General features: G+C 60.5%; 18 protein-coding genes. 5 read left to right on the forward strand and 13 right to left on the reverse strand.

Features of this window, described 5'->3' with window-relative positions:
- Window positions 1–111: 111 nt before the first annotated feature.
- The 5 genes from NUW12_09610 to NUW12_09630 form a co-directional block, all read right to left on the reverse strand.
- Window positions 112–1371: a polysaccharide pyruvyl transferase family protein gene (locus tag NUW12_09610; protein ID MCR4403016.1), complete on the reverse strand. Its 1260-nt coding sequence runs from the start codon at window positions 1369–1371 to the stop codon at window positions 112–114.
- 16 nt (window positions 1372–1387) lie between these two features.
- Window positions 1388–2224 carry a glycosyltransferase family 4 protein gene (locus tag NUW12_09615; protein ID MCR4403017.1) on the reverse strand — a complete coding sequence of 279 codons (837 nt, stop codon included), beginning with the start codon at window positions 2222–2224 and terminating at the stop codon, window positions 1388–1390.
- 1453 nt (window positions 2225–3677) lie between these two features.
- Window positions 3678–4037 carry a PD-(D/E)XK nuclease family protein gene (locus NUW12_09620; protein MCR4403018.1) on the reverse strand — a complete coding sequence of 120 codons (360 nt, stop codon included), beginning with the start codon at window positions 4035–4037 and terminating at the stop codon, window positions 3678–3680.
- Between the two features lie 844 nt (window positions 4038–4881).
- Window positions 4882–5325, reverse strand: a complete 444-nt coding sequence (locus NUW12_09625) for a DUF86 domain-containing protein (protein ID MCR4403019.1) — start codon at window positions 5323–5325, stop codon at window positions 4882–4884.
- Between the two features lie 2 nt (window positions 5326–5327).
- Entirely contained in the window at window positions 5328–5840 is a 513-nt protein-coding gene (locus tag NUW12_09630; protein ID MCR4403020.1) for a nucleotidyltransferase domain-containing protein, read from the reverse strand.
- A gap of 561 nt (window positions 5841–6401) precedes the next feature.
- Here NUW12_09630 and NUW12_09635 point away from each other — a divergent pair.
- Together NUW12_09635 and NUW12_09640 are read left to right on the forward strand one after the other, a co-directional pair.
- Window positions 6402–7703 (forward strand): Fic family protein, encoded by a 1302-nt coding sequence (locus tag NUW12_09635; GenBank protein MCR4403021.1) that lies wholly within the window; start codon window positions 6402–6404, stop codon window positions 7701–7703.
- 220 nt (window positions 7704–7923) lie between these two features.
- Window positions 7924–8391, forward strand: a complete 468-nt coding sequence (locus NUW12_09640) for an NYN domain-containing protein (GenBank protein ID MCR4403022.1) — start codon at window positions 7924–7926, stop codon at window positions 8389–8391.
- 385 nt (window positions 8392–8776) lie between these two features.
- Here the strand turns inward: NUW12_09640 and NUW12_09645 are convergent, their stop codons facing one another.
- From NUW12_09645 to NUW12_09680, 8 genes are all read right to left on the reverse strand, one after another.
- Window positions 8777–10054, reverse strand: coding sequence for an ROK family transcriptional regulator (locus NUW12_09645; protein MCR4403023.1), 1278 nt, complete (start codon window positions 10052–10054; stop codon window positions 8777–8779).
- Between the two features lie 38 nt (window positions 10055–10092).
- On the reverse strand, window positions 10093–11394 hold the full coding sequence (locus tag NUW12_09650; GenBank protein MCR4403024.1) for a glycoside hydrolase family 15 protein: 1302 nt from the start codon (window positions 11392–11394) through the stop codon (window positions 10093–10095).
- Window positions 11395–11456: 62 nt separating this feature from the next.
- Window positions 11457–15281, reverse strand: a complete 3825-nt coding sequence (locus NUW12_09655; GenBank protein MCR4403025.1) for a hypothetical protein — start codon at window positions 15279–15281, stop codon at window positions 11457–11459.
- 128 nt (window positions 15282–15409) lie between these two features.
- On the reverse strand, window positions 15410–16201 hold the full coding sequence (locus NUW12_09660) for a carbohydrate ABC transporter permease (protein MCR4403026.1): 792 nt from the start codon (window positions 16199–16201) through the stop codon (window positions 15410–15412).
- 58 nt (window positions 16202–16259) lie between these two features.
- Window positions 16260–17144: a sugar ABC transporter permease gene (locus NUW12_09665; GenBank protein MCR4403027.1), complete on the reverse strand. Its 885-nt coding sequence runs from the start codon at window positions 17142–17144 to the stop codon at window positions 16260–16262.
- 343 nt (window positions 17145–17487) lie between these two features.
- A complete protein-coding gene (locus tag NUW12_09670; GenBank protein MCR4403028.1) occupies window positions 17488–18756 on the reverse strand; it encodes a sugar ABC transporter substrate-binding protein in 1269 nt (422 codons plus the stop codon).
- 810 nt (window positions 18757–19566) lie between these two features.
- Window positions 19567–19890, reverse strand: a complete 324-nt coding sequence (locus NUW12_09675) for a nucleotidyltransferase domain-containing protein (protein MCR4403029.1) — start codon at window positions 19888–19890, stop codon at window positions 19567–19569.
- Between the two features lie 456 nt (window positions 19891–20346).
- Entirely contained in the window at window positions 20347–20811 is a 465-nt protein-coding gene (locus tag NUW12_09680; GenBank protein MCR4403030.1) for a hypothetical protein, read from the reverse strand.
- Between NUW12_09680 and NUW12_09685 the strand changes: the two genes are divergently transcribed.
- From NUW12_09685 to NUW12_09695, 3 genes are all read left to right on the forward strand, one after another.
- A complete protein-coding gene (locus NUW12_09685; protein ID MCR4403031.1) occupies window positions 20800–21633 on the forward strand; it encodes a polysaccharide pyruvyl transferase family protein in 834 nt (277 codons plus the stop codon). The two genes, NUW12_09680 and NUW12_09685, sit on opposite strands and share 12 nt — an antisense overlap.
- A gap of 311 nt (window positions 21634–21944) precedes the next feature.
- A complete protein-coding gene (locus NUW12_09690; GenBank protein MCR4403032.1) occupies window positions 21945–22706 on the forward strand; it encodes an SIMPL domain-containing protein in 762 nt (253 codons plus the stop codon).
- Between the two features lie 685 nt (window positions 22707–23391).
- Window positions 23392–25008 (forward strand): ABC transporter ATP-binding protein, encoded by a 1617-nt coding sequence (locus NUW12_09695; protein MCR4403033.1) that lies wholly within the window; start codon window positions 23392–23394, stop codon window positions 25006–25008.
- Window positions 25009–25015 lie beyond the last annotated feature (7 nt).

The following is a 25015-nucleotide window of genomic DNA, read 5'->3' on the forward strand; positions in this document are numbered from 1 at the left end:
CCTAATGCAACACCTAATAGAGCCCAATGTCTCATACCCAGGTCGTACCTACCATCAATCAGAATGACAGGTTCAGTGTACCTATCGGAGGCAAGACCTCGCTACCCGTGCTTATGGACTAAGATTCTGCAAGTTCATAGCATTAGCCAGGCACTCGCGCATTCGAAGTCTCTCATGATCTATGCGCTTTGCAACATCCATAAGTGCCTTTCTTGAAAACGCTATGAGCTCGTCAATATCAAGCAGTTGATTGTGCCGTAGGTCTCGAAAATCGAAGCATAGCCTACGTAGCCCTAGATCGTCAAAGGTGCCCGGCATCTTGGACCCCCACGCTGTTCTGTAGATACCTATCGCTGGTGTCCCAGCTGAAAGAGAGAGAATCGCCGCGTGCAGTCTGAACGCTATCGTGCAATACGCGCGTTGATAAATCCCCCTCAGAACCAGTGGATTGAGCTCTTCGATTATCGGGACTTCAACACCCAGGTATCTACCCTGCCTTGCACTGGCCTCACTAATCCTCTTGTCTTGAAGCGTCTGCACAACCAACACAGGTTGCAGGCCCATAGCCCTCAGCTTCAGGAACAAATCGCCCACAAGCTCCGTGGTTTCCCTTCTATCTCTGTCAGGCAGTTCATTCTGATCGCCAAGAGAACTAGCACGCAATACCACAGGAACAAACTCACCTATGCGGAGCTTAGAACTCGCCAATATGCTCATGGCAGCCTCGTGGTCTGTTCTCTGGATAAAGAAGGCTAGATCTGGGAAGACACACTGGCTTGAACCACCCAGTTCAACCGTCCTACTTGACACTGACTCTCTAAAAAAGCAAAACCGTGCTTCTCTCAAGAAAGACTCTATCGTTTCTCTACCTGCTCGATTAGCTAGATCCGGGATAGACTGGGGAAGGAAACCATATGGCTTGTCAAATGCCTTGGCGCAGGCAATTGGATAGAGAATGCCCCGCAATCGTAGGTTATCTTTGAGACTTCTGGAGAAAAGAAGATTGCCCCCGTTGAACACAACGTAGTCGGCCGAACGTATTGCCTTAAGAACGGCGTTATCTCCTGTGAGGGGACAATCTATGCTGGGAAAGAATAGCAGCGATCCCTTTAAGAAGCCGATTGCCTGGCGAATCAATGATTGGGAATGCCTATCATAATCGACAGGAAAAGGCAGCATGCCGACAGACGAGTAGGCCGATCTCATGTACCGTACCGTAGCACTGTAGCCTGGGTGATGCTCCGAGAATCGGCTGATGCCCACTATTCTAACATCCCCCAATGACTGCAGGACATCAACTGCACCGCAATTCAGCGCCATATCCCCCGCGTTGTTCGGCCCATAAATGTAGACGATGACTATCTGAGTCATGGGAATACCTTACCTTTCAGGGTCTCAATAAGGACATATAAATCTGCGCATACTTCTCAGCAACAACGAAAGGATCATAAGATCGAGCATAGGTAACCCTAGCTGATTCAGCGATACGTTCATACAGGGCTTTGTCTGTCAGCAGTTCTCGAACGGCTCTTGCATAGAGTATCGGATCATGCTCTCTGACGACCAGAGAGTCTTCTTTGTCCTTGACGAGATCAGCCATTGGTGCAATTGCTGACATGACGACTGGCCTACCGAGCATGTAGCTTTCCACCAAGAGATTCGGTAACGCTTCATGGAGCGTCGGGAATAGTACCAGGTCTGCCGCAGCTAGGTAGTCTTCCGGTCTCTCTTGCAAGCCCGCAAACACAATGAGCTTGTCAACAGACAGTTGAACAGCCAACTTCTGTAAGGAACTGACATAAGCCTCTGGCCCAGTCCCCACGATGACCCCGCCCACTCGATAGGACATGTCCCGTAGAACAGATAACGTCCTAACAAATACGTCCAGCTGCTTCGACCGGATCAAACGCCCAGCATATACGACAAGATGATCACACCGCGTCTCCCCTAGTAGATCTCTTCGGAGTCGCGCTACCGAAGGCTGATCTATCGTTTTCTTCGGTATAACATTGGGCACGATGGACCACGTGCGCGGCGTGAACCCAACCTTCGTAATATAGTAGTCGGCCTGATATCGTGTGAGAAACGTCGCGTGGTCCACCCGATTACTCAGCCAGGATAGTGCGAATCTAGATAGTATGCGAAACCTTGGTGGCGACGTTCTGTGCACAGTGACAACCACTTTGAACGGCTTGTCACTCCTTTGCAGAAATGTGGCGAGCATGCCTGTGTACAAACCCATTGCGTGAACTATATCTGGTTTGTATTCGGTAATAGCGTTTCTGAGTCCTCCATAGAACGCATAGCTGAAAGGCTGCATGCCGTCATTGGGAAAGGAGCGGACCCCTGCCCCCGCACCATTCTCCCGGCTGTGACTAGGTCCATACACAGCAACGTCTGAAAAACGTGATTCCCCTACCAATGCTTCCGCAAGGTTCCTTGTCGCTCTCAACCCGCCACCCGGAACACTTCTGGCTTCCACCAAGTAAAGCACTCTTGCACGAAGCATCCTTCGGCATCACCGCTTTCTCATTGCACCAACTTTGCCAGCTATTGACTAGTCCTACCGCCATTCTGCGAGTGTGCTAGATTACGACGGACTCGCAGTTCATCTTGAGAAGCAGTATAGAGAGTATCAACAGCTTGGTACCCTAAGATTGGGGGAATCCCAACGGCACGCCTACGCTACACCCTAGTCGGCGAATTCAGTGCCACCCCTGCCACTCTAGCGAGCCCATCAATCAGATGCGTTTGCCACATCGGCCAGCGCCGTCTGTTCAAGCCTGTCACTCAAGTCCGTCGCGGCAACTCAACCGGCGCGTTACAACTACGCTAAAGGCCTGACTGATCGCCCACGCAACCATCCTAGTGGATTCCAGCAAGAGGCACATCAGTTCTGGACCAAGAAACACATTCCGCCGTGTGCGACACTACCGCAGCCCGCCCGACTCAATCTCATGCATACGTGAATGCGCACGCATCCCGGACCACGTGGTCACTCGACAGTATGACCATGAGAACGTCCCTGATGCGCCGCCCCACATAGATCGCGGCATAAGGTCGTAGCATACAGTGCAGGGACCGGGCCGCCGCTTACCAGCTTTGTGATACGGCTCTCACGCTGAATGGCCGGGAGCCGCCAGAGGACAAGCTGATTATAGTTGGATCCGGTTATTAAATGCACGCCATTTACATCGTTCGTGACCTTCAGCACCAGTTCAAAGGCTTGGTGGCCAGGCGCCCCGTCTCGCCCAGCCGCACAGATTGCCTGGTCATTGGACCAGCATTGCTACGTCAAAACCTCGCCTTTCCCTCCCGCCATGATTACTGCGACGGTGCGCGGAAGGGAGCCATTCATAATCGAAAAGCTCGGATCATGAGGCTAGGTCCGGTGCTGCCCCGGTCACGCGAGGTATCGTCTCCTCATTCCTGCCTCCTCAGCCCCCCAAGCCAGCGTGGCATCGCAGAAGCGGCTGAATGGATGCGCAATACGTGCGCGTCCTTCCCAGCGCGCACCTCAGGCCGTTGTGAGCAGTCTCGATCTTAATCTCTCCCGTCGTGCCGAAACTTCTTCCCTCGAGCTGCCAAACAATGGACAGCCGAGTGGGTCAACCTGTCCCGGTGTTTTCGGTGTCCTCCCCGGTACGGGGTGACAAAAGGCGCGCCACTAGGTCGGCTCAGCACACGCGCACGTAGTCGCACCCGCCGCACGCTTGCCCGCTACGGGCCACGAACGAAGCGCTCCGGATCCCGTGGATCCACCGGCGCATGTCCTCCTGGAACCGCGCAAGTTCGCGCCGGTCGTCCTCCACCGGTATAGCCGCGCCGTCCTCGGAGTCGAGGTCGTGGATGGCGAGGCGCACGGGGTTGAGGCCGAGCGTCCTCGCCGCCTCGGCGAAAAGGCGCAGCTGGTTCCGGTGTTGCGCGAGCGGCGGGCGGCTCTCGGAAGTCTTTATGTCGACTATTTCGACCCCTGATGGATCTTGTCCTGCTTCTCCCTCGTCCCCCCACAACAAAAGAACGATCCTGCCGCGCAGGCGCGCCTTCCAGGGGGATCTCGAAGCGGCGCTCGACCTCCGGCGTCCGCGCGATGTCCGCTGCGTGCCTCCTTACGTAGCTCACAAGGCGCCCCTTCAGGGCGTGAAGCATGGCCTTGTACTGAGCGCGTCCCCCGAACGGGAGGTAGAAGCATTCCTCCAGGAGTGCGGCCGCCTCGCTTGCCGAAGGCACGGCGCCCAGCCTTGCACTCCGCGCCATCTCGCACAGCACGTGGTGGGCGACCTTGCCGAAGCCCAGCGCGGGGGTGATGGGGGGCGCAAAGCCGCACACGTAGCGCAGGTAGTACTTGCGCGGGTACTCGCTATGGACGAGGAGCTGTCCGCCTTGACACCTCCGCATAAACTCAATAACGGTGACCCCTGCAAAGGAGCCATCAATGAGGTTATGCCTGATTAAGAAGCCTTCTTCGGGTTCCTCACAGTACGATTCTCTGGACGCCCCGAAAGACACGTACAGAACCTCAAACCTCCTGTCGTAGTCATACGATATCTCATTTCCGACGCGGTTTCTCATATCGAAGACCCCAGACGCGTCGCTCTCAGATAGTCCGCGAATCAGCCAGCCCGATACAACCAACCCTGATGACGGGTCCGGGAACTCTACAATCACCTTCGTCGCCAATTCCGAGAACCCCCTGGCACTGAATTGAGTGTATTCCGAGCATATCACTCCCCGGTCGGGAATGGCTTTATGGTAGTGCAGAGTCTACGGGGGTCTCCTTGCTCCGCGCCCTGCATAGGCAGTCCAGGTAACCACCTTCCTACTTCTCCCGCAGGACGCCTGGACTGGGCAGGCCCTGCATGCGGCCCGCTTTCCGGCGTCTCAACCGGGGCCTGCGTCTCCGGCAGCCATCCATTCTTCGATCCTGTCCAAGAAGGCCTGTGCATCGGAACGGCCTTGGGCTAGGAAAGCCTTGATGTGTTCCCACTTGATGTCGAGGTACTGATGCGCGAGGACATTCCGAAGCCTGGTCGTATCTGCCAGACGCGTTGAAAGGCCCGGGTCTATCAGGCCCAACGATGCGAGTTTCGTAAAGATGTCCCTATAGCTTTCCGGCATCTCGATGTCAGCCTGGGAGAGGATGATCTTGCCTATATCGGACAGGGAGTTTACAACGTTCTCGATCATGCGTTCAACGTTCCGCCGGACAAGGCGATCAGAAGTGTAGCGAGAGAAGTCCAGATCGCCAAAGTCTCCGAGGTCCGCGAGTTCTGTTCTCGCAAACTCGAGCCTCCTGATTATGCTATCCCTGGAAGCCCGCTCCACGTCTAACCCTCCGCATGATTGTGCTTAGTGGTGTGATGGTGTGCCCGCCGGAGTCCCCACAAATCATAGAGCAGCTCGCTGAAGTCTTCAGCCTCCCGCGAGACATCCAGCATGTACTGCAGGTAGAACGCCCGGTCGCGGATGACCAGCGGAATCCCTCTTAAAGCTGCCCACGCCACCGATGCGTTCGCTTCGTTCAGGACGATGAGATCAACGTCCTTGTGAAGGAGTGCCTCGAGTTCTCCTGCGACACCGTTGATTCTGGCTAAATCGTGTGCGCCGGCGAAGTATACTGCTACGTCCACGTCTGAGCGTCTGGTCGCCCTACCCCTGGCGTGCGACCCGAAAAGAAACGCCACGACGACGTCATCTCTCGAGGCGAAGTACCGCTTGAGTGTGCCGAGAATGCGCCTGGATTCGTCGCCCTCGTGCATCTCGTCACTTGTGCAAGCTTCTGTGCAAGCTTCGTACGCTCTTGCCGCGATGGTCTCACCGGACATCTCGCTCGTGTTCACCAGCCTGCTCACCACCTGCGGGTGCCGAACCATTCGCGCCCCGGGACCCGAACACTCCCGGGCCTCCACGCTGACTCTGTCTGCGCCTGGTCACGTCCCAGCGTTTCTGCTTGCACGCGGTCGAGCTCTGGAGAATTCTGCGTAGCAGCGGCCGGACGCTGGGTGCCGCACCGCCGCTGGCATAGGGCGTGTCACCGTGCCGCCGGGGTGGGTGACCATCGCCGCGGGCTGGGCCGGCCGACCCCGGAGAAGCGGCTCGGGGATTCCTGCCTAGCCCTCGGCTTGATTGTACTGGAAAGTCCCCCGGCAAGCAAGGAGATTCCTTGTGTTGGCGTGGAGGCTCCTCTTGCTGCTTCCCGCGGAACGCGGTGTCATTCGGTTAGAGTTCTTGAGAGCAACGGCGCGACAGGCGGGAGCGACGTAACGCAGCGCAACGCAAGAGCAACGTAACAAAAGAGCGCGCCCGTTCGCAGCCGCTTCGTGAAACGAGCGCGCCCGTTTCCGATCATAGCGACCTCTGGGACGCGGCTATGGAGTGAATGGCATTGCTTATTAAAGTGAATGGCGATATACTTTAATTACATTGTCGGGAAAATCGGCGGATTAAGGTCCTCCTTAATAGCACCGGACGGCACGCAGTCCAGTACTGGCGATGCGTCAAGGTGGGGGTGGTTACGCGTGAACTCCACAAGAGCAGGCACATTTGCCAGGCAGCCGGGCGGGTACGCGGCGTTCATTCCGAAGCCCCTGCCCCCCCATCCTCCGATCCAAATGGATAGCCAGCTTCTCGAGCTCCTGTCCAAGGCGGATAGGACTCTCGGCCGCCTGGACGGTGCCACGGAGATCCTCCCGAACCCCAATCTATTTGTTGCAATGTATGTCCGCCAAGAAGCAGTGTTATCTTCACAGATCGAGGGCACGCAGGCCTCCCTCTTAGATCTGTTGGAACTTGAGCTGGACAACACCAGGCGACAGATGCCTCCGGATGTTGAGGAAGTAGTCAATTACGTCAAAGCAATGAACTATGGCTTGCAGCGGCTTGAAACGCTACCACTCTCCCTAAGGCTCATCCGCGAAATCCATGAAGTGCTCCTGAAGGACTCAAGGGGAGGCGAGCGGAGCCCGGGGGAGTTCCGCAGAACGCAAAACTGGATAGGTCCGCCGGGCGCGACGCTCACAAACGCGGTGTTCGTTCCGCCGCCGGTCCCGGAGATGGTGGAGGCGCTTAACGACCTCGAGAGGTTTCTTCGTTCAGAGGAACCCATGCCCGCGCTGGTCAAGTGCGCCCTGGCGCACGTCCAGTTCGAGACAATCCACCCGTTCCTTGACGGAAACGGCCGCCTCGGTAGGCTTCTCGTGACCTTCATGCTGTGCGAAAAGGGCATTCTCAGGAGGCCACTCCTGTACCTGTCACTCTTTTTCAAGCAGAACCGTCAGGAGTACTATGACAGGTTGATGGCGGTCCGAACTCAGGGAGACTTCGAAGGCTGGATCAAGTTTTTCCTAAAGGGTGTAGCAGAAATCTCCGCGCAGGCGACGGATACTGCTCGGGCGATACTTGCCCTGAGAGAGCAACACAGGGGAATCCTCAGTCACAATGGGTTGGCGAATCCGAGCTCGTTGACGCTTCTGGAGCGCCTTTACGAGCACCCTATGCTCACAGTGAGCAAGGCCGCGGAACTCCTGGATGTAACGTTCCCCACTGCCAACAATATCGTGGGGCAGTTTCAGAGGCTTGGGCTCTTGGAAGAGGTGACAGGCAGGCAACGGCGGCGCCTATTCGCCTACCGGCCCTATCTTCGGATTTTCCACCACGCTGGCATCGACTTCGAAACGGCCGCTTCGCTTGCAGAGTTTAGTTAATCGGTACCTTTACGGAAAGCCCTTGCGGAGTTGCGGGTATGGCGCACCGGGTGCACCTCTGCGGAAATGGGGACATCGACCCAACGCTTCCCAGTTGCGTCGGCCAGACGTTGCGTCGCCATGACAAGGAGAAGGGCGACATGGTCCCAAGGGGTCATCCGGCGGGCAAGAGAGCACGCGACTTGTGTCGCTTATTAAAGACAGTGCCGTTGCACTTTAATTGCGTTCGTGCCGAGAGCGGCGGGTTAAAGTCCTCTTTACTTACTACTATGACTGCCTCCCCTACCAGTCACTCGTCCCGAGCGACGAGGAGCGGGAAATGGTATCGCGAAAACAGCGGTTCCTCTCGGCACTGAAACGGCTGGACAGGTTTACAGTGCGAGAGGGACGTCTCGAGTATCGAGGGACCGCTGACGACGGATCCCCCATATTTCAACAGAAGCGAGTGGACCTTCAGATCGGACTGGATATCGCGACAGTGGTCACGAGAGGTCGGGCCGACATCGTCGCGATGGTTTCCGGCGATAGCGATCTCTTGCCGGCGGTGCAAATGGCGAAGGACAGTGGCGTAATCGTGCGGCTGATACATGGGCCAAAGGTTACCTACCACGGCGACCTTTGGGAAGCGGCTGACGAGCGAAAACAAATCTCCTCGGAGACCATAGCTCTCTGCAGCAGGGGCTCCTAACAGCACAAACGGAGAAGACCGCCTAGCGGCGGCCTCTCCCGCATTCTCGCCTGGCATCCCTGCTGCGTCCATACCAAGGAGCAGTGGAACACCAGGAGGCATATTCGCATTATGATAATAGCCAGAGCGCTGCCATCTTGTCAAGCGGGTTTGAGTCTTCGTGCGGAGAGCCAAGGCTCTTTGATAGCATGAGCGTTGTGTTTGCTTGCGTGCGTCGGCAATGCTTGGCGCGACCCGGCTCCGCTCAACTGCATCGCCGATTGGGGGTTTGTGCGGATGATCGTGCGCCGACGGGTCGGCCATTGTCGACCCTTACGAAGCGCCTCGTCGTGCACTACCGTCGCACACTACTAACGCGAGCTATTGGCACAATGGAGCGCCGCGATCACACGAGGCTGGCGAGGTTTATCGATTTCCGCCCTTCTTCCTGCCTGTAGATGGGAAGCCCGAAGAACTCCTGCAGCACGAGTATGGCCGCCCCTACGAGCCACCCGTCGGGCAGCTTCGCCGGAAGGATCTCCGTCTTCTCGGACAGGACGGCAAACGCCCGTTCTTTCACCGTCCGCCTTATCGGCTCGAGGAGGAGATCCCCCGCCTGGGCCGCAGCCTCGCCGCCTACGATGATGGCCTCGGGATTCAGGATATTAACGAGGTTGGCAAGGCCTGTGCCGATGTGCGTGCCTGCCTGCCGAACCAGCACCTGTGCCATCTCGTCGCCTGCCTTCGCCGCCTCGACGATGATCTCGCGGGTGATCTTGGACTCATCGCCCCCGGCCAGTTGCAAAACCATGGATCCAGGCGCGGACCCGCCGCTCTCCGCAAGTCTCTCGACCGCCTGCCGGACCAAGGCCTTGTCCGATACCATCGCTTCGAGGCAGCCCCGGTTTCCGCATATGCACTGCGGTCCCTCTTCGTCGATGGTCATGTGGCCGATCTCGCCCGCTCCGCTCGCGCCGCCCCGGTACAGCCTCCCGCCGACTATGAGGCCCGCGCCGACACCGGCCCCCACGGTTACGCAGACGAGATCAGCGTAGTCTCGCCCCGCGCCGTACCACTTCTCGGCCAAAGCCGCTGCATTTGCGTCGTTATCAATGAACACCTGGACGCCCAGGCTGTCCTCGAGTATCTGTTTCATCGGCACGTTTATCCAGTTGAAGAAGGACGGCCACACCGACACACCCGTCTCCGGGTCCACGATGCCCGGAAGCACTATGCCTATGCCGAGGACGTCGTCGATGTCCACCGCTGCCTGAGCGAGGAGTGCGTGTGTCATCTGAATCAGGGCCTCTACGATCTCATCCGCGGTCTCATGGTCTGCCAGCATCCTCTCTTGCTGGCACAGAACATGCGCGTTCATGTCCGTGACCGCGCCGACGATCCTGCCTGGTGCGAGCTTGATGGCGATGACCGGCCGGGCCTTCTCATTGAATTTGAGCAGGATAGGTCGTCGCCCGACCTTGGACTCGCCGCTCCCGAGTTCCACGAGAAAGCCCTCTTCGAGGAGCATGGAGGCGATTCCGGTGATCGTGGAGCGTCCGAGGTTGGTCACTCTGGCGAGGTCCGCCCGGCAGATCGGGCCATGTTGGCGCACGGCATCGATCACTATCGAGATATTGAGGTCCTTCATCAGCTTGCGGCTGCCCTTGCGAATCTTCAACTTCAACGCACCGCCTCTTTCATCTCTTCTGTCATGTTGCCGGTTCACGGGTCTCCGGCGCTAGCCCTCAAAGCGCTTTCGAGCACTATGTACATGGCATGCGACCACAGGAGGGGCTTTGCGACCTCACCCCACTTCTCTACCCAGCGGGGATAGAACGATTGGTCGTTTACGTGCGCGCACACCTGCTCCGGCAGGTGCCCGGCCGCATCCGCAGCCTGCTCGACCCACTTCTCGAGCCGCCGAGCCCCTGCGACATCGCCGCTCTCGGCATAATACCACCCGAGCCAGCACGTCAGGAGAATCCATTCCCCGCCGCCGTAGAAGGTGTCCTTCGCGTACCGGTGGAGCCCCCCGTCGTGCAGAAGCTCCCTTTCGATTCGCTTCACCGTGGCGCGCATCGTCTCGTCTCGCGCGTCCACCACTCGGAAAGGCACGGCAAGCCAGAGAAGGCTGCTGTCCACATCCCGGCTTCCGACATGCTTGACAAAAGTGCCATCAGCGACGCAATTGGTCAGGATGTACGCCCGTATCCTTTTCGCTAGCGCCCTTGCGAGCGCCTCCGGCAGCTCACTTGCCGGCGCGATCCCGGGCGCGCTCTCTGGCGCGCTCGCCTGCCCTGGCGGGAACTCCCGGCACGGCGCGATCCCCGGCGCGCTCGCCGCCACCCTCGCCGGCGCCCCTGCCGGCCCCCCTGCCGGCCCCCCTGCTTGCACCCCCGCCAGCGCCCCCGCGAGTGCCCCTGGCGGCGCCGCAACCGTCGAGCCCGAGCAGTCGTCTCTCAGGTGCTCGGCGATGGAGCTGAGCCCGCCGTAAAGGCAGGCAAGGGTGGACGTGTGGACCTTGTCGCCGTTTTCCTCCCAAACGTCGTAGTTCGGATAATACCAGAGGTTCTCGATGTACCGAACAGTCTCGCGGATGCTCTCGCTGAGTTCCGCGAGGATTTCAGCCCGGCCCGTCATCTCGACGTGCGCGGCGAGCGCCCAGAGCCACGTTCCGTAGCCGTCGAGTTGGAAATTCTCCCAATCGCTCTCGTTTTCCTCGTTACCATCGAGCGTGTACCGGGTGAACAGGAAATCCTTCTGCTCGAGCCTCTGGCCGTCCTGTATCTTGCGGATCACCGTCTCGATCTTGTGGCTGTGCAGCCTTATCACCCTGTCCACCCATCGAAAGAACCGCTCCGCGGACTCGTGCTCACCCGCGAGGTCCATTGCGTACGCCGTAAAGCTCCCGTCCCTCAGCCAGCAATAGTGGTACGTTGGGAACGAAGGCGACGCGACGTACGCCCCTCCCGGAGATTGGTTCTCGAGAATCAGCTCTATGCTTGTCCTGAAAAGATCGCCCATGTAGACTCTCCTCTGTAAGCGTTTCGTTCCAGGTATCAGCGCTGCGTTCTGGCGCTGCGCATTCAACTGCGCACCGCATACAGGTACATCTCGCGGCCGTTGACGCCGTGGATTCTGATGGGTAGCGCCGGGCCGTCCACGAGGTCGGCGCGCGGGACGATCACGTAGACCTCCCGGACCGGGCCGGATACGGAGACGTTGATCTTGCACGCGTGGGCTTCCTTCGGCCCACCCTCGTCTGCGCGGCCTTGGACGCTGACCAGGACCCTGTTACCCAGGTCGTCCTCGAACTCGTAGCCCTCGCTCCCGCTCGCTCCATCGCCCACGTCGTCTACGACGTCGCAAGATCCGTGCCCACCTGACCCGCCGGGTTCACGACGGCCAACATGGCACCCAACATAGCGCCCAACCTGAGGCTCGACATGATGCTCAACATGACGCTCAAGGGGAAGGCCCGTCACGAGGAAGCACAGGTTCTCGTACGCGTCGACCCTGTTGCCGTGTGAATGACCAAGCTCGAACCTGTCGCTAAGATCCAGCGGGATCACCGAGCCGCCGCGAATGAACACAGGAATCCTGTCGAGGTCGGCCGCGTACGAGACGACCGCCCTACCCTGGTAGGCCGCGCCGGTCCAGAAGTCGATCCATTCGCCTTCGGGAAGGTACACGTCCCTCGCAAAGCAGTTCTCCTCGGTTATGGGAGCGACGAGCAAGTCCCTCCCAAAAAGGTACTCGTCCTCGACCTCGTAGGCATGGGGGTCGTCCGGGTAGTCGATGAAGAGCGGGCGCATCATCGGCTCTCCGGTTCGGCTGGCATGCATAGCCTCCTGATAGATGTAGGGAAGGAGGTTCATGCGAAGGTGAGCGTAATAGCGGTAGATGTCGAGGACGCGCGTGTCCCCGGTCCTTTCGGCCAGGTTCCACGGACTGCGGTCCCGGTTGAACTCGCCGCGGGACTCGGAGTGAAACTGCATGACCGGAGCGAACGCCGCCATCTCCGCCGACCGGATGAATAGCTCCGGCGTCGGTATCTCGCCCGAAAAGCCGCCGATGTCGTAGCCCCAGAAGGGTATCCCGGAGATGTTGGCGGACAGCCCCGCCACGAGGACGCTCCTGAAGTGAGCGAACGAGGAAGGCTGATCGCCTGCCCAATGGAGCGGGTACCTCTGAGCCCCTGCGAACCCTGCCCTGCTGAAAGTGATCCTGCCCTTGCCGGTGGGGTCCTTGCCGATGAAGTCGCTATATGCCGCGACATACACGTTGGGATATCGGTTTCGCATGTCCCGGCCCGTTGAACCGTCGAAGAAGACGATGTCATCATCGAAGATGAACTCCCCGCCGTCGGTCTTGAAGCCGTCGACACCCAGGTCTGACAGGAGGTATCTGCGCTTGTTGAACCACCATTCCCTCGCCCTGGGGTTTGTGAAATCCAGGAGCAGGCTGCCTCCGAACCAGCCGTCCGTGATCCGGTAGGGCGTGCCGTCGGGGTTCATGGCGCAGAGCCGCTCGCGTATCACGTAAGCCTCGTCGAGAACGTGCTGCGCGTTTTCGGGGACGTCGAAGTGCTTGATGACAGGTATCTGCCACAGGATGAGCTTCAGGCCGGCGTCATGGACGTATTTCGCCATGGCCTTGGGATCCGGCCATTTCCCATGCTGGGGGAATGTGAAGTCGCCGTAGGTAAAGTGTTGCTCCCCGTCCTTGAGCTCGTACTCGGCGTCGTTGAAGATGTAGAAAGTCGCCTCGTCGCTCCACGCCTCGATCACGAACACAGTGGCGGGGATGTCGTGCTTTCTCATGTTGTGGACCTGTTCCACGACCTCGCGCTGAGTGTTCCAGCTGTTGCTGGACATCCAGGGGCCGAAGACCCATTTCGGCGGGAGCGCCGGTCGGCCGGTGAGCGAGAGATACTCTCGTATCACCTGCAAGGGCGTGCCGAAGAATACGTAGATCTCAAGGACCTGGCCCATTACGCCGCCTTGGTTTCTCGCGTCGCCGTTGTTTGCCCCGTCGCCTTGGTTTGCCGCGTCAGCTCGGCCTCCTGCGTCGGCCAGGTCTCTTGCGGCGGCCCGGTGTCCCGCGTCCGCTCGGTCTCGCGCGTCGGGCAGGTTTCTCGCGTCGGCTTGGTTTCTACCGCCGGCGTCGTCCTTCGCGCTGGACTGGTTTTGCGCCCTGGCTTGGTCTATCGCGTCCAGCTTGGCGCTTATCCCGATGCGTCTTTCGATGCATCGCCCGAGGCCGCCTAGGCCGGTTTGGGTGCCCCCGCAGTCGAACCTCACGTAGTTCGGCGTGTTGACGAACATGCCGAAGCCCGCCTCTGTGAAGAAGAAGGGGACGGGCATGTAGGTCTTATTGTCCTGATAGAGATAAGGATTGTATACGCAGATGTCCGGCTGCAATCCCGCCTGGTCCAGCTTGTTGAATCTCTCCCCAAACCCAAAGTACTTGCTGCCTTCCGACACGAATCTCAGAGTGACCGAATCTACCGACTTCCGAGGGGAGGAGGCATCGAGGCCGGGGGTGGCTGCCCCTGGGACGGAAATGACCTCCAGGTGCCTGAAGAGTCCGTCTGCTGCGCCTCCCGGGTCTATCGAGCTTTCCGACCTGAGCAAGACGCGGCCGGTTTCGTCCCGGACGGCAAAGGAGAAGGGGCTCTTCGTTATCTCCACGGAGCGGCCGGACTTCACGTCGCGGTAGATGTACGAGTTCTCGCCGGCCCGTTCGAACGAGCACAGGCCTTCGCATTCATCGCCGGCACGAGCGTCAGCATCTATGTCGGCATCAGCATCAGCACCAGCGCCAGCATCAGCGTCAGCGTCAGCGTCGGCGTCGGCGTCGGCACCGGCGTCAGCATAGGCATCAGCATAGGCATCAGCACCGACGCTGGCCACAGCACCAGCATTACCATCGGTGACGGCGTCAGCACGAGCATCAGCGTCACCACAGACACCGGTACCACCACCAGCATTGGAGTGAGCCCCGACATTGGCGTCAGTACCAGCGTTACTAGCGTCGGTGCCGGCGTCGGCACGAGCCGCTCCTCCGAAGGCGTAGACCATGCGAAGACGGCCTCTTTCTAGCGCAAGGTGAAGGACAGGCGCCTCAGATCCGGCTGGCGCCGCAGCTGCGACGTGCGCCCCGGGTGAAACAGGAGCTGCACCTGAGACGCGAACCGTAGCTCGACCGGGGGCCGCGCCTGAGACCGGGGGCGCACCTGATACGTGAGCCACAGCTCCGCCGGGAGTCGCAGCTCCGCCGGGAGCCGCGAACGTTACGGCCACTCTGTTGTTCGCGAATGTGATGTCCCGGGCTTCCTCCACGCATGTCCGGGCCATCACCGTAAACGAATAGACTTGGGACTCTGTGCAGCTGCGGCGGCCTTCAGCGCCATCTCGTGTGCCGTCTTGGACGTCTTCCAGGCCGCCTCCCACGCCGCCTCCCGCGGCGTCCTCGGCGCCCTCGGCGCCCATCTCGAGGCTACCCTCCATGCGCTCTTTCGCGTCGTCCTTTGCGCCGCGTTCCACGCCGTCTTCCGCGCAGCCCTCCGCGCCATGCAATTCTCGCGCGTCTTTCACGGTGATGACATACTCCACCCGGTCTCCCGCCCTGAACCTACCCAGGGAGAACTCAAACCACTCTCTATCCTTGAAGTAATCGCGGACCTTCCTCGCTTGCACCGGCGCGCGTTCGACTCCGTTCACGGCCATCCTCAATGACACGGCGTCTGCGGGAGGACATGGATCAACGACAGCCTTTACCACCACCATGTCGCCGTCGAGCGGCTGTCTCGGACGCCTTTCGTACTCGTGGTTCTCATACGGGTCGTTCAGGCCGAACGGTATGTGCTTTATGCGGAGACGGGTTCTCTCACCGGTCCTGTCTGTCATGTGGTCACTCCTCCAGAGCTCAACGATCCCAGCGTCCCGACGTCGCCCGCGCCACTGTTTCACGTCACTGTCTCACGTGACGGTTTCGACCCGCAGTCACTGTCTCACGTCGCTGTCTCAGTCCGCCGTCACTGTTTCAGTCCGCCCACCTGAAGCCCCGCCTCGAAGTACTTCTGAGCGAATAGGTAAACCAGGATGATAGGCAGGATGGAAATGAGGCTCCCTGCCATCAGGGTATTGTAGTCGCTGTTGTACTGCCCGCTCAGATGGCTGAGCGCCACGGGCAAGGTCATCTTGTTCCTGTCGCTGAGGACGACAAGGGGCCAGAAATAGTCGTTCCAAGCGCCCATGAAGGTGAGGACGCCGTACGTGGCGATGATGGGCTTGCTCAAGGGCAGGACTATGCGGGCGAACACCGCGAAGTGCGACGCCCCGTCTATGAGGGCCGCCTCCGTGAAGTCGTTCGGGATGGTGCTCATGTACTGTCTTAGCAAGAAGATACCGAAAGCGTTGAAGAGCGATGTCGGGACCACCACTCCGGCGTACGTATCGAGAAGGCCCAAATACTTCAGCACGATGAACACCGGAATGATCGTGACCTGTCCGGGGACCATCATGGTCGCAAGGTAAGCATAGAAGAGGCGGTCGCGTCCCCTGAACTCGAGCTTCGAGAACGCGTACGCGGCCATGGTGGCCGATGTCATGGTCACGAGCGTCACCATGGACGAAACCACGATGCTGTTCATGACCGCCCTCCCGAACGGGATCACGGAGAACAGCTTTCTGTAACCCTCGAAGCTGATCTCAGGCGGGATCCACTGAATCGGAATGGCCATGAGCGCCCCCTTCTGCTTGAGTGAGGTGCTCACCATCCAGAAGAACGGCAGCAGCATGAAGAACGCTACTATTGTGGCTGTCACGTAGAACAACCCCTGCCGAACGGCGCCCCGGCCTCGACTTCGACTGCGACCGCTTCGGCTACGACTCATAGTGGACCCACCTCTTCTGCATCCTCATCTGCACGAGAGTGACCGCGAAGATGATGACAAAGAGGAGCCAGGAGTATCCGCAGGCGTAGCCCATCTTGTAATACCTGAAGGCGTACTGATAGATCCGCTCCACCACGACAGCGGTCGCGCCAAGGGGGCCGCCCTTGGTCATTATCATGACCTGGGGAAATAACTGGAAGGAGTTGATGAGCGAGATGACGATGACGAACAAAAGGCTCGGTGACAAGAGCGGCAGGGTAATGCGGATCGTCTTCTGCCATCCCGATGCTCCGTCGATCTCCGCGGCTTCGTAGTAGGAAGGGTTTATGCCCTGCAGTCCTCCGAGGAGAATGAGTCCAAAGAATCCCATGTCCTTCCAGATGCTCGCAATGACGATGCCGGGCATAGCCCAGTTCCGATCGTGGAGCCAGCCCGGTCCGGTGATGCCGAAGTACCCCAGGAGGGCGTTTATGGGACCGTACTCGGGGCTGAGAAGCCATCTCCATACGAGCGATCCGGCGACCCACGAGGTCAAGACGGGGATGTAGTAGATCACCCTGTACGCGCCGATTCCCCGCGCCTTGCCGTTGAGCAGATGAGCCACGGCGAGCGATGTTACCAGGATGAGGGGCAAGTACAGAACGATGAAGTACAGCGTGTTGCGGAGCACGCGCCAGAACTCCTCTCCCCTCAGGATCTGCTCGTAGTTCTCAAGCCCGATCCACTTCGGTGGCCCGCTCACGGCATCCCACACCGTAAAGCTGATGCCCAGGGAGGATATCATCGGGATGAGGCTGAAGACGATGAACCCCACGAAACTCGGTAAGAGGAAGAGCGCGGGGATCAGGAACGCGCCCTTGCCGCGGATACGCAATGCTGTCACCTCCCTGCCTGCCGTCCCTGCGGGCACGAGTGAGCCCGCCGGCGTCGTCGGCGGCCTCTCGTTGGCGGTCGGCCCGTCGTCGTTGCGATCGGCCTGTCGTCGCCGCCGTCCGTGGTCGTCGACGATCCGAGTGGGCGCGGGCGGCCGCGGGTCACGATGCCCTCGTCCGTGAGACAGGCCTCCGAGACCCGTGGCCGCCCCGCACCGTATCGCGCTTCCTCGTGCGTCGTGGCGCTACATCGCACCGCACCGTGGCCCGAGATGGGGCCTGGTCCGCTGGCCGGCTGCTGTCGGCCATACGTCCCGCTGGTTGCTGCCGGTCAGACCGCTGCCATTACAGCTTTATCTTTTGCTCCAGCTCCTTCTGGGCGTCGTCGAGAGCCTGCTTCGGCGTCTTCACGCCGGCCACCGCCGCCGCAAGGTGCCCTCCGACTATGTCCGCCATCTCCGAGAATTGCTCGATCACCGGAGGAGTGACGAGATAGTCGAGGGAGTCGAAGACCGCTTTTCTGTTAGCGGGCGGCGTGTCCTTCATGTAGGCCTGTAGGACGTCCGGATAAGTGACCGCCGGAAGCTCCCATCCGGCCTTCACCCTGAGCATGGCGGCCTCCTTGCTCGCCGACATGAATTTGATCCATTCGAACGCCTCTTTGGAACACTTGGTGTTCTTATTGATGACAAGGCCGTTGGAGAAGAAGTGAGTGGCCTTCTTCACGTTGCCAGGCTCTACTTCGACGTCCCAGTTGAAGGTCACGTTCTGCTTGAAGTCCGGGAATGCCCAGAGGCCTGTGACAAGCATTCCCAGCCTGCCGGCCTTGAAGAGGTCCCAGTCGCCCATGCCGGCGAGCTGCGCCTCGGTTGGAACCACGTTGGACTTCCTCACTCTGTCAACCATGACCTGAAGAGTCTGGACGTTCTGGGGGGAGTTGATCGTGAACTTGGTCTTGTCGGCGCTCAGGATGCTCCCACCGTTCTGGGCGACCATCTTGTAGAACTCCCAGAACTGAATCGGCTGAGAGAGACCGAAAATGTCCTTGCCGAGCGCCCTGATCTTTTGGGCGGCGCGGTCCACGTCCGCCCAGGTCCAGCTGGCAGTCGGATAGGAGACCTTGGCCTTGTCGAAGAGGTCCTTGTTGTAGATGAGAAGGACGTTAGAGAAGCTAGCAGGAAGGCCGTACTGCTGGCCGCTCACGGCGAACGCCCCAAGGGCGTTGGGGTTGAGGACGGAGGTGTCGAACCCCGTCTCCCTGATCAGCGATCCGAGGTCCATGACAACGCCCTTCTTGGCGTAGGTCACGAAGTTCTCGTAGTTGAGTTCGTAGGCGTCAGGCGCCTTCCCCCCGGCTATCCTAGTCTGAAGCTGAGTGAAATAGTCGCCGTAGCCGATCGTCTCGATCTGGACCTTGATGTCGGGGTGCTGCTTCTCGAACTCCTGTCTCATCTGGTCAAGGACTTGCTCGTTGGCGCCGCTCGATGAGAAATTGAGGAACTTGATGGTCACCGGCTGAGCCGCCGCAGCGACTGCCGCGGTCCCGGCCATCGTGATCAACAACAGAACCACCACCGCAAGAGAAACGGCTGACAGAAACCCCCTCTTTCGCATGCGCTGACCCTCCTCATGAGTCTGAGCATAAGTCTATGGGCAGCCAATCTCAGGACTGAAGGATTATCATGCAGTCTGTCCGCACTTCCGCATACCGCCGCATATCGCGGCTCCTTTCGCCGTACACAGCCCTTGTTCGACCTTTGCTGTCCACCCTAGCCATCTCTAGACCGACTTCACAGTAACTCCACACAGTAACTCCACTGCGACACGCAGGCCCAGAACCGGCCACAAGACGCAGATGTGGGACCGGCCGCGAGGCGCAGATGCAGAACCGACCGCGAACCGTCGCCTCGAGACGTCGCCCCGCGAGAATTGGAAACCCGCCACAAACCAAGAGGGCACCAGGCATCACCTATAGTCCTCGAGCATCTCCCGCCCCCTCTCATGAATTGCCCCTCCGCAGAACTCGACTCGCCTGGGATCTTGACTGGGATTTTGATTCGTTCTGTGAATGAATTATTCTCTGTTGGTTGGCGGATTCCTTCTGTAAGGCGAGAGGTCTTCTGCATTTTCTATGGATCGGGGTAACAGCCTGTCTTGCTGGTTGTCTTGCTGAAGGTTCATCGCCCTGTCGATGAGGCAGACGAGGTACAGCAGAGCACGAGACGGGGCACGGACACGTATGGACAGGCACGGACACTCCGAGGCAGCCACGACGACGCGTGGGGAGGCACGAGGGTGCACCGGGATGCGACGGGAGGCGCGGACATCTGATCACACGAGGGAGGTGCCATACAGGTGGCAATACGCTTGGCAGCGGTCCTCAGGTGCAGTAGCTCACTGAAGACCGCTGGCTATGACCGCAGACTATGCGTCAATGGGTCGACCCCTGCGAAGGATTTCGTCGTACAGGAACTCGCCGCGGCTCGCCTTGCGGTATTCGTCCAGCGAATAGGGTCGGGGCGAGATGTCGAGGTCAATGTCCTCGCTGACCCGCTTCAGCATGACAGCCTCTTCAACGCAGTCGTTGCCGAAGTACGGCGAGATTATGGCAATGTCGATATCGCTATCCTGTGTCGCCTGCCCCGTAGCGTAGGACCCAAACAGGGTGGCTTTCTCCACACGGGTGTTCCTTGACCTCAGCGCCTTCACGAACCCTCGAGTAATCAACTCAACTTGCTTTTCAGCCATTCTACAACCTCCTTCGTCCTAGCCATCGTCGCACGAGGTCTCGTCGGTCTTCACCGCACTCCGCCAAAACACCGGCGGAATCCGCAAGCGAGACGAGGTCGTGCTTCTCGGTCCCGCCCTGGCGCGTCCATCATCTGTTAGCATCTGGAACGCGGCTTCCAAAATGAGGATACCACGACTTCCCGTGTGTAATCAACTTCTATTGCTGTGCTCTTGGGTCGCAGAGCTGTTGCCCGTTGGCAGAAGAAAAACGAGCGCGCTCGTTCATAGCCTCTTGGCGAAACGAGCGCGCTCGTTTCTTGCTCATATTTGTCGCGTTTCTCCGGTCTCCATCGGCTCCTTTCCTCAACTGTTCGCCACTCGTCCCACGCATTCGGGGTACCACGGCTAGCACTGTTGCTCTGCGTCGCGCCCCCGCTCGGCGCATCACCGGTGGATCCGTCACCGCTTGACGCGTTAGCGACTGGCTGGTGTGTAGAAGGACGCCCTGCCCTTACCATGCAACCTAAGCTGGCCGTCCTTCGCGAGCTCCCTTAGGAGGCGGGTCGCCTGGAAGTCGCTAATCTGGCATATTTCGGCCGCCTCCCGGCGAGTGATCTTACCATGCTTCTTCGCGTACTGGAAAACCTTCTGCCTCTGTTGCTCGGGCTTGATACCCTTCACGCGCGCGTATGATGCCTTCTGCCCAATTCCCGCATACACAGCGGCCGAGAAATGGTACAAGCGTCCTTTCTTCTCGCCGCGCGGCTCAAGGAGCCCTCTCTCGACAAGTCTCTCGAGCACACCGCGCGCCTCTACCTCAGGCTTTTGAATCAGCTGTGCAGCCACGCGCGTCTCGATCCGCCGTTCAATGAATACTCGGTTCAGAACGAGAAGCTCGTCCAGTCCGAGCAGGCGACCGTCTCTATTTTGCTGCTCCATGAGGAAACCCACAAACTCAAGGTTGGCCTCGCCTCCTGGCAAGACCAGCACTACGTCTGTGGGAGTGCTCCGCCCATAGTCGTAGTGGGGCAATCGATCGGCCCGTTCGCCACTCCCTTACAGCGGGCGCTCGCCCGATGGGCGCTCGCGGGAGCCTTGTGGACCGGAGTCAGGGAGTCCGTATCAGAGACGGCGGTGCTCCAGCTCCTCGGCGGGAAAGCGCGCGGTGCCAAGGTCCACGTCATGCCCGACGTGGCGCTGGCGCTGGAGCCGGCCCCGCCGGACGACCCCCGGGTGATTCGCGTATGTGAGCTCCTGGACCGCTATCCCCGTCCGTGGATAGGCATGACGGTGCGCCGCTGGAGCAGCCAGCCCGAGGCACGACGGCAATGGCGGCGACGGGATACCGGAGCGGGTGCACCCCGGCGCCGGGCCCGGAACCACTTGGGCGAGTCCTTCCCTAACCACCGTAACCACCGCAGCGGATCTCACTCGAGCTATCCCGGCTACCTCGAGGCCCTCGCCGAGGTATGCCGACGCGTGACGCGTGATCTGGGAGGCATGGTCTTCCTCTGGTTGCGGTGCAGGGTGGACGATCCTCTCGAGAATGACCGAAGCGCCAGCCTTGACCTGCTCAACCTCGTATCGGTGGAGCCCGGGGGAGGGGCGGGCACTTCGCGCGTAGTTCTCATGGATGATGCCCATTCCGCCGATGTCCTCAAAGCATGCTATTCGCGCATGGACGCCTTCGTGGCCACGCGGTTCCATTCCGCACTTTTCGCGATGGCCGGGGGCGTGCCCACGGTCGCCGTTGACTACTGAGGGGCCGAAGGCGTCGGGCATACTGTAACCTTGCTGCACCGGGGTGGCTGGACGTTACACTCAGTCCCGACCTGCCTGTAGATGATCCACTAGAGCTCCTTACCTGAACCGTCAGACCGGTGCCATGGTCTTCACAAGACGCCATGATGTTCCAGAGCTTGTCCGGGAACCATCGGCATGAAGCAACGTATTAAGCAACGTATTAGAGGTCGTCGGAACAACGACCTCCGTCCGGCCGTGTTCAACCAACCGGGCTCCGGGAGCCAATCTGGCTCCGCGTCCAGTCAACCTAACAGGGAGAGGGGATTTGCTTGAGCAATCATAGTCATCGCCTGATTGCGGCCGCGGCTGCCGCTCTCATCGTTGTAGCGGCTGTTGTCGCGGTCGGCGCGCGTCCTGAAGCTGCGCAAGAGGGGGCGCGGGAGGACCAGAAAGACGGGCTTCTGAGGGTCTCAGGCACCGGGATCGTCGATGCCAAGCCGGACCTGGCCCGAGTGTCTTTGGGCGTTGAGACTCTCGCCGCCACGGCACGTGAAGCGCAAGAACGGAGCAACGAGACAGCTGCCAGCGTAGTGAAGGCTCTGCATGACCTCGGCATCGCAGACGACGACATCGTAACGGTTGGGCTCTCGCTGAACCCGGAGTACCGCTACGACCAGAACAAGAAGGAGAGCGTACTCACCGGTTACAGGTCCGTCCACACCATGACGGTGACAGTGCGCGATGTGGCGAGGGTCGGCAAAGTGATCGACGCTCTGACCGAGGCCGGCGGCAATGTTGTGCGCAGCATCTCTTTCGAGGTCTCCGACGAGTCGCGATTCCGCGACGAGGCGCTCGAGAAAGCCGTGAAGGACGCCACCCGCAAGGCCGAGGCCGCCGCCCGCGCCGCGGGCGTGAAGTTGAAAGGCATCGCCACCATCACCGATACGGGTGGGTCTAGCGGTATGCCGCTCCCGACGATGATGCGCGCCGCAAAGGTGGACGAGGGGTTTTCCGGAGCTGATGCCGGCGCCATGGTCGCCACCGGAAACATCCAGATCGTCGCGACCGTCGAGATGACATTCAGATTCTAGAGTATACGACGCCTGGACATGGAACGCCGGCTAGGAACGGGGCCAGGAACGGCGCCGGTCGAGGACGGCATGTTCTCCGGCGTTCCGCCGTCCTCGGCGTAGCACCGTGATCCTCCGATCCGCCCCCTCAACCCGCGCCGTCTCCCTGTCCCCTCACGCCTTCCGATGCGGCCGTCCCGTTCGGTCTCGGCCTATCCAGTCTCCTCCCATCCGTGCTCGGCCCGTCGGGTCTCGGACTATCCGGTCCCGGCCTATCCGGTCTCGGCCCGTCGGCTCTGTCTCCCGTCGCGCCGTTCCCTCCCGCCGCCCCGTCAGCCTGCTCGGCTCGTCCGTCAGCTCCTCTCGTCTTTCAGCTCGGCTCGTCGGTGAGCACGGTTCGTCCGTTGGCCTAGCTCAGCTCGTCCGTCAGCCCGACCCGTCCGTGAGCCCGGTTCGTCCGTCGGACCAGCACGTCCGTCAACCCAGCTCATCCCTCAGCCCTCAGCCAACTCGTCCGCAAGCTCGGCTCGTCCCGGCGTCTCGCTGTCCCCTTCCGCTTGCCGCTCCGGCCGCTACGACCGGCGGCGTTGCCGCGTTCACAAGGTCCGAATACCTCGCGACAAGAGTCGTCTAACCTGTCGGATGGGAACATCTGGATGGCGATGAGGGTGCTGAGGGTGTCGAGGATGAGGAGGATGAGGGGGAGATGAGGTTGAGCCTTCAGCGTGTACGGCGTGCACGGCGTGAGGGAAACGTCCCGGGCGTTCACCCAGGAAAGACGGGGGCGAGCACACACGAGGCAACCGGCGAGGTCGCATTACGCACGGTCGGCCTGACCCGCGTGTTCGGGCGTCACAGAGCCGTGGACTCGGTCAGTCTCGAAATCAAGGCGGGCGAGGTGTTCGGCTTCCTCGGCCCGAACGGAGCGGGCAAAACCACCACTATCAACATGATCCTCGGCCTCGTCCGTCCAACCGCGGGGCACGTCGAGATCCTGGGGCAGAGGGCCGGCTGGGCGAGCCCAGCTCCGCGCCGCATGGTGGGATCCCTACTCGGCGGCGTGAGGTTCTACCCACACATGGGCGGGCGAGAGAACCTGCGCGTCTTCGCCGCGGCCCTCGGAGGGGTTCCGGAGCGAAGGATCGACGAAGTGCTCGACCTCGTGGGACTGGCGGACCGGGCGCGCGACAAGGTAGGAGGCTACTCGCAGGGGATGCGCAGGCGCCTGGGGCTTGCGGTGGCGCTTCTGCGCGACCCCGCAGTGCTCGTGCTAGACGAGCCCGCGAACGGCCTGGATCCCGGCGGCATCAAAGACATGCGCGACCTGGTCCGGACCCTTGCCGCCCAGGGCAAGGCAGTGTTTCTATCCAGCCACTTGCTGCACGAAGTCGAGATGACGTGCGACAGGGTGGCGATTCTCAGGCGTGGCGTGGTGCTCGCCCAGGGGCGCGTGAGCGACCTCCTTTCCGCGGCGCCCGCCGTGGAGATCCGGGTGGACTGTACCGAGCGAGCCGAGGGAATCCTGCGCGCCCATGCGGTCGCCGTCGACGGTGCGTCGCACGGCGGAAACGGGGACTTCATACGCGCCGTGCAGCGTGACGGTGATTGTCTCGTGGTGGAGTACGCCGTGGAGCACTCGGCGTTCCCGGTGGGCTCAGTGGACGCAGTCCCGGACCCCGGCGGCGTCTCCTCTCCGATCACGGTCCCGGACGCAGTCACAATTCCGGACGCAGTCACCGTCCGGGACACGGTCTCCGTCACAAACGCTGTCACCGTCACGAACGCGGTTGGCGTCCTCCCTCGCGCGCCGGCTGCCCTCCCAGACGTACGCGCCGTCTCGCGCGCAGTCGCAGTCCCAGACTCAGTCGGCGTCCCTCGCGCGCCGGCCTCGCCAGATGCGGCGTACCGAGCCGCCGCAAGCCGCCTAAACGCCCTTCTTGCCTCGCAGGACATATTCGCCCACCAGATCCAACCACGGAGGGCCTTGTTGGAGGAAGTGTTCTTCGATGTGTTGGGCGAAGGGGAGGGTGACAGCCACAGGCGCGGGAACGACGGGCAGCTTGTCAAAGAGCGGTGGGCGTCGCCGGGTGAGGCTGGAACCGAAGCAGGCCCGGTGAGCGGAGTTCTTTGCCCAAGGGCGGGCAAGTACGAGGACGCGCGGACTGCCCGCGTGCGCCGACCGCGCACGGCGGGCACGCGTGGCGTGGATCGCACGCAATCGCGGGCGACCAAGCAGGGCAAGTGGGAGAGCGAGCGCCTCACCAGGAGAGAAGGCGAGAGGAGAGAAGGCGAGGTGAACCCCGGTGTCTTGGCTGGCCGCTGAAATCCTC

The sequence above is a fragment of the Bacillota bacterium genome (genome assembly GCA_024653485.1).
GTDB lineage: Bacteria > Bacillota > SHA-98 > UBA4971 > UBA4971 > UBA6256.

Coding starts and splice junctions, on each gene's coding strand:
- NUW12_09635 (MCR4403021.1), top strand. CDS start 6,402: ATGGCGATATACTTTAATTACATTGTCGGGAAAATCGGCGGATTAAGG.
- NUW12_09695 (MCR4403033.1), top strand. CDS start 23,392: ATGAGGTTGAGCCTTCAGCGTGTACGGCGTGCACGGCGTGAGGGAAAC.
- NUW12_09610 (MCR4403016.1), bottom strand. CDS start 1,371: ATGACTCAGATAGTCATCGTCTACATTTATGGGCCGAACAACGCGGGG.
- NUW12_09670 (MCR4403028.1), bottom strand. CDS start 18,756: ATGCGAAAGAGGGGGTTTCTGTCAGCCGTTTCTCTTGCGGTGGTGGTT.
- NUW12_09615 (MCR4403017.1), bottom strand. CDS start 2,224: ATGCTCGCCACATTTCTGCAAAGGAGTGACAAGCCGTTCAAAGTGGTT.
- NUW12_09680 (MCR4403030.1), bottom strand. CDS start 20,811: ATGGAGCAGCAAAATAGAGACGGTCGCCTGCTCGGACTGGACGAGCTT.
- NUW12_09650 (MCR4403024.1), bottom strand. CDS start 11,394: ATGGGCGATCTTTTCAGGACAAGCATAGAGCTGATTCTCGAGAACCAA.
- NUW12_09675 (MCR4403029.1), bottom strand. CDS start 19,890: ATGGCTGAAAAGCAAGTTGAGTTGATTACTCGAGGGTTCGTGAAGGCG.
- NUW12_09655 (MCR4403025.1), bottom strand. CDS start 15,281: ATGACAGACAGGACCGGTGAGAGAACCCGTCTCCGCATAAAGCACATA.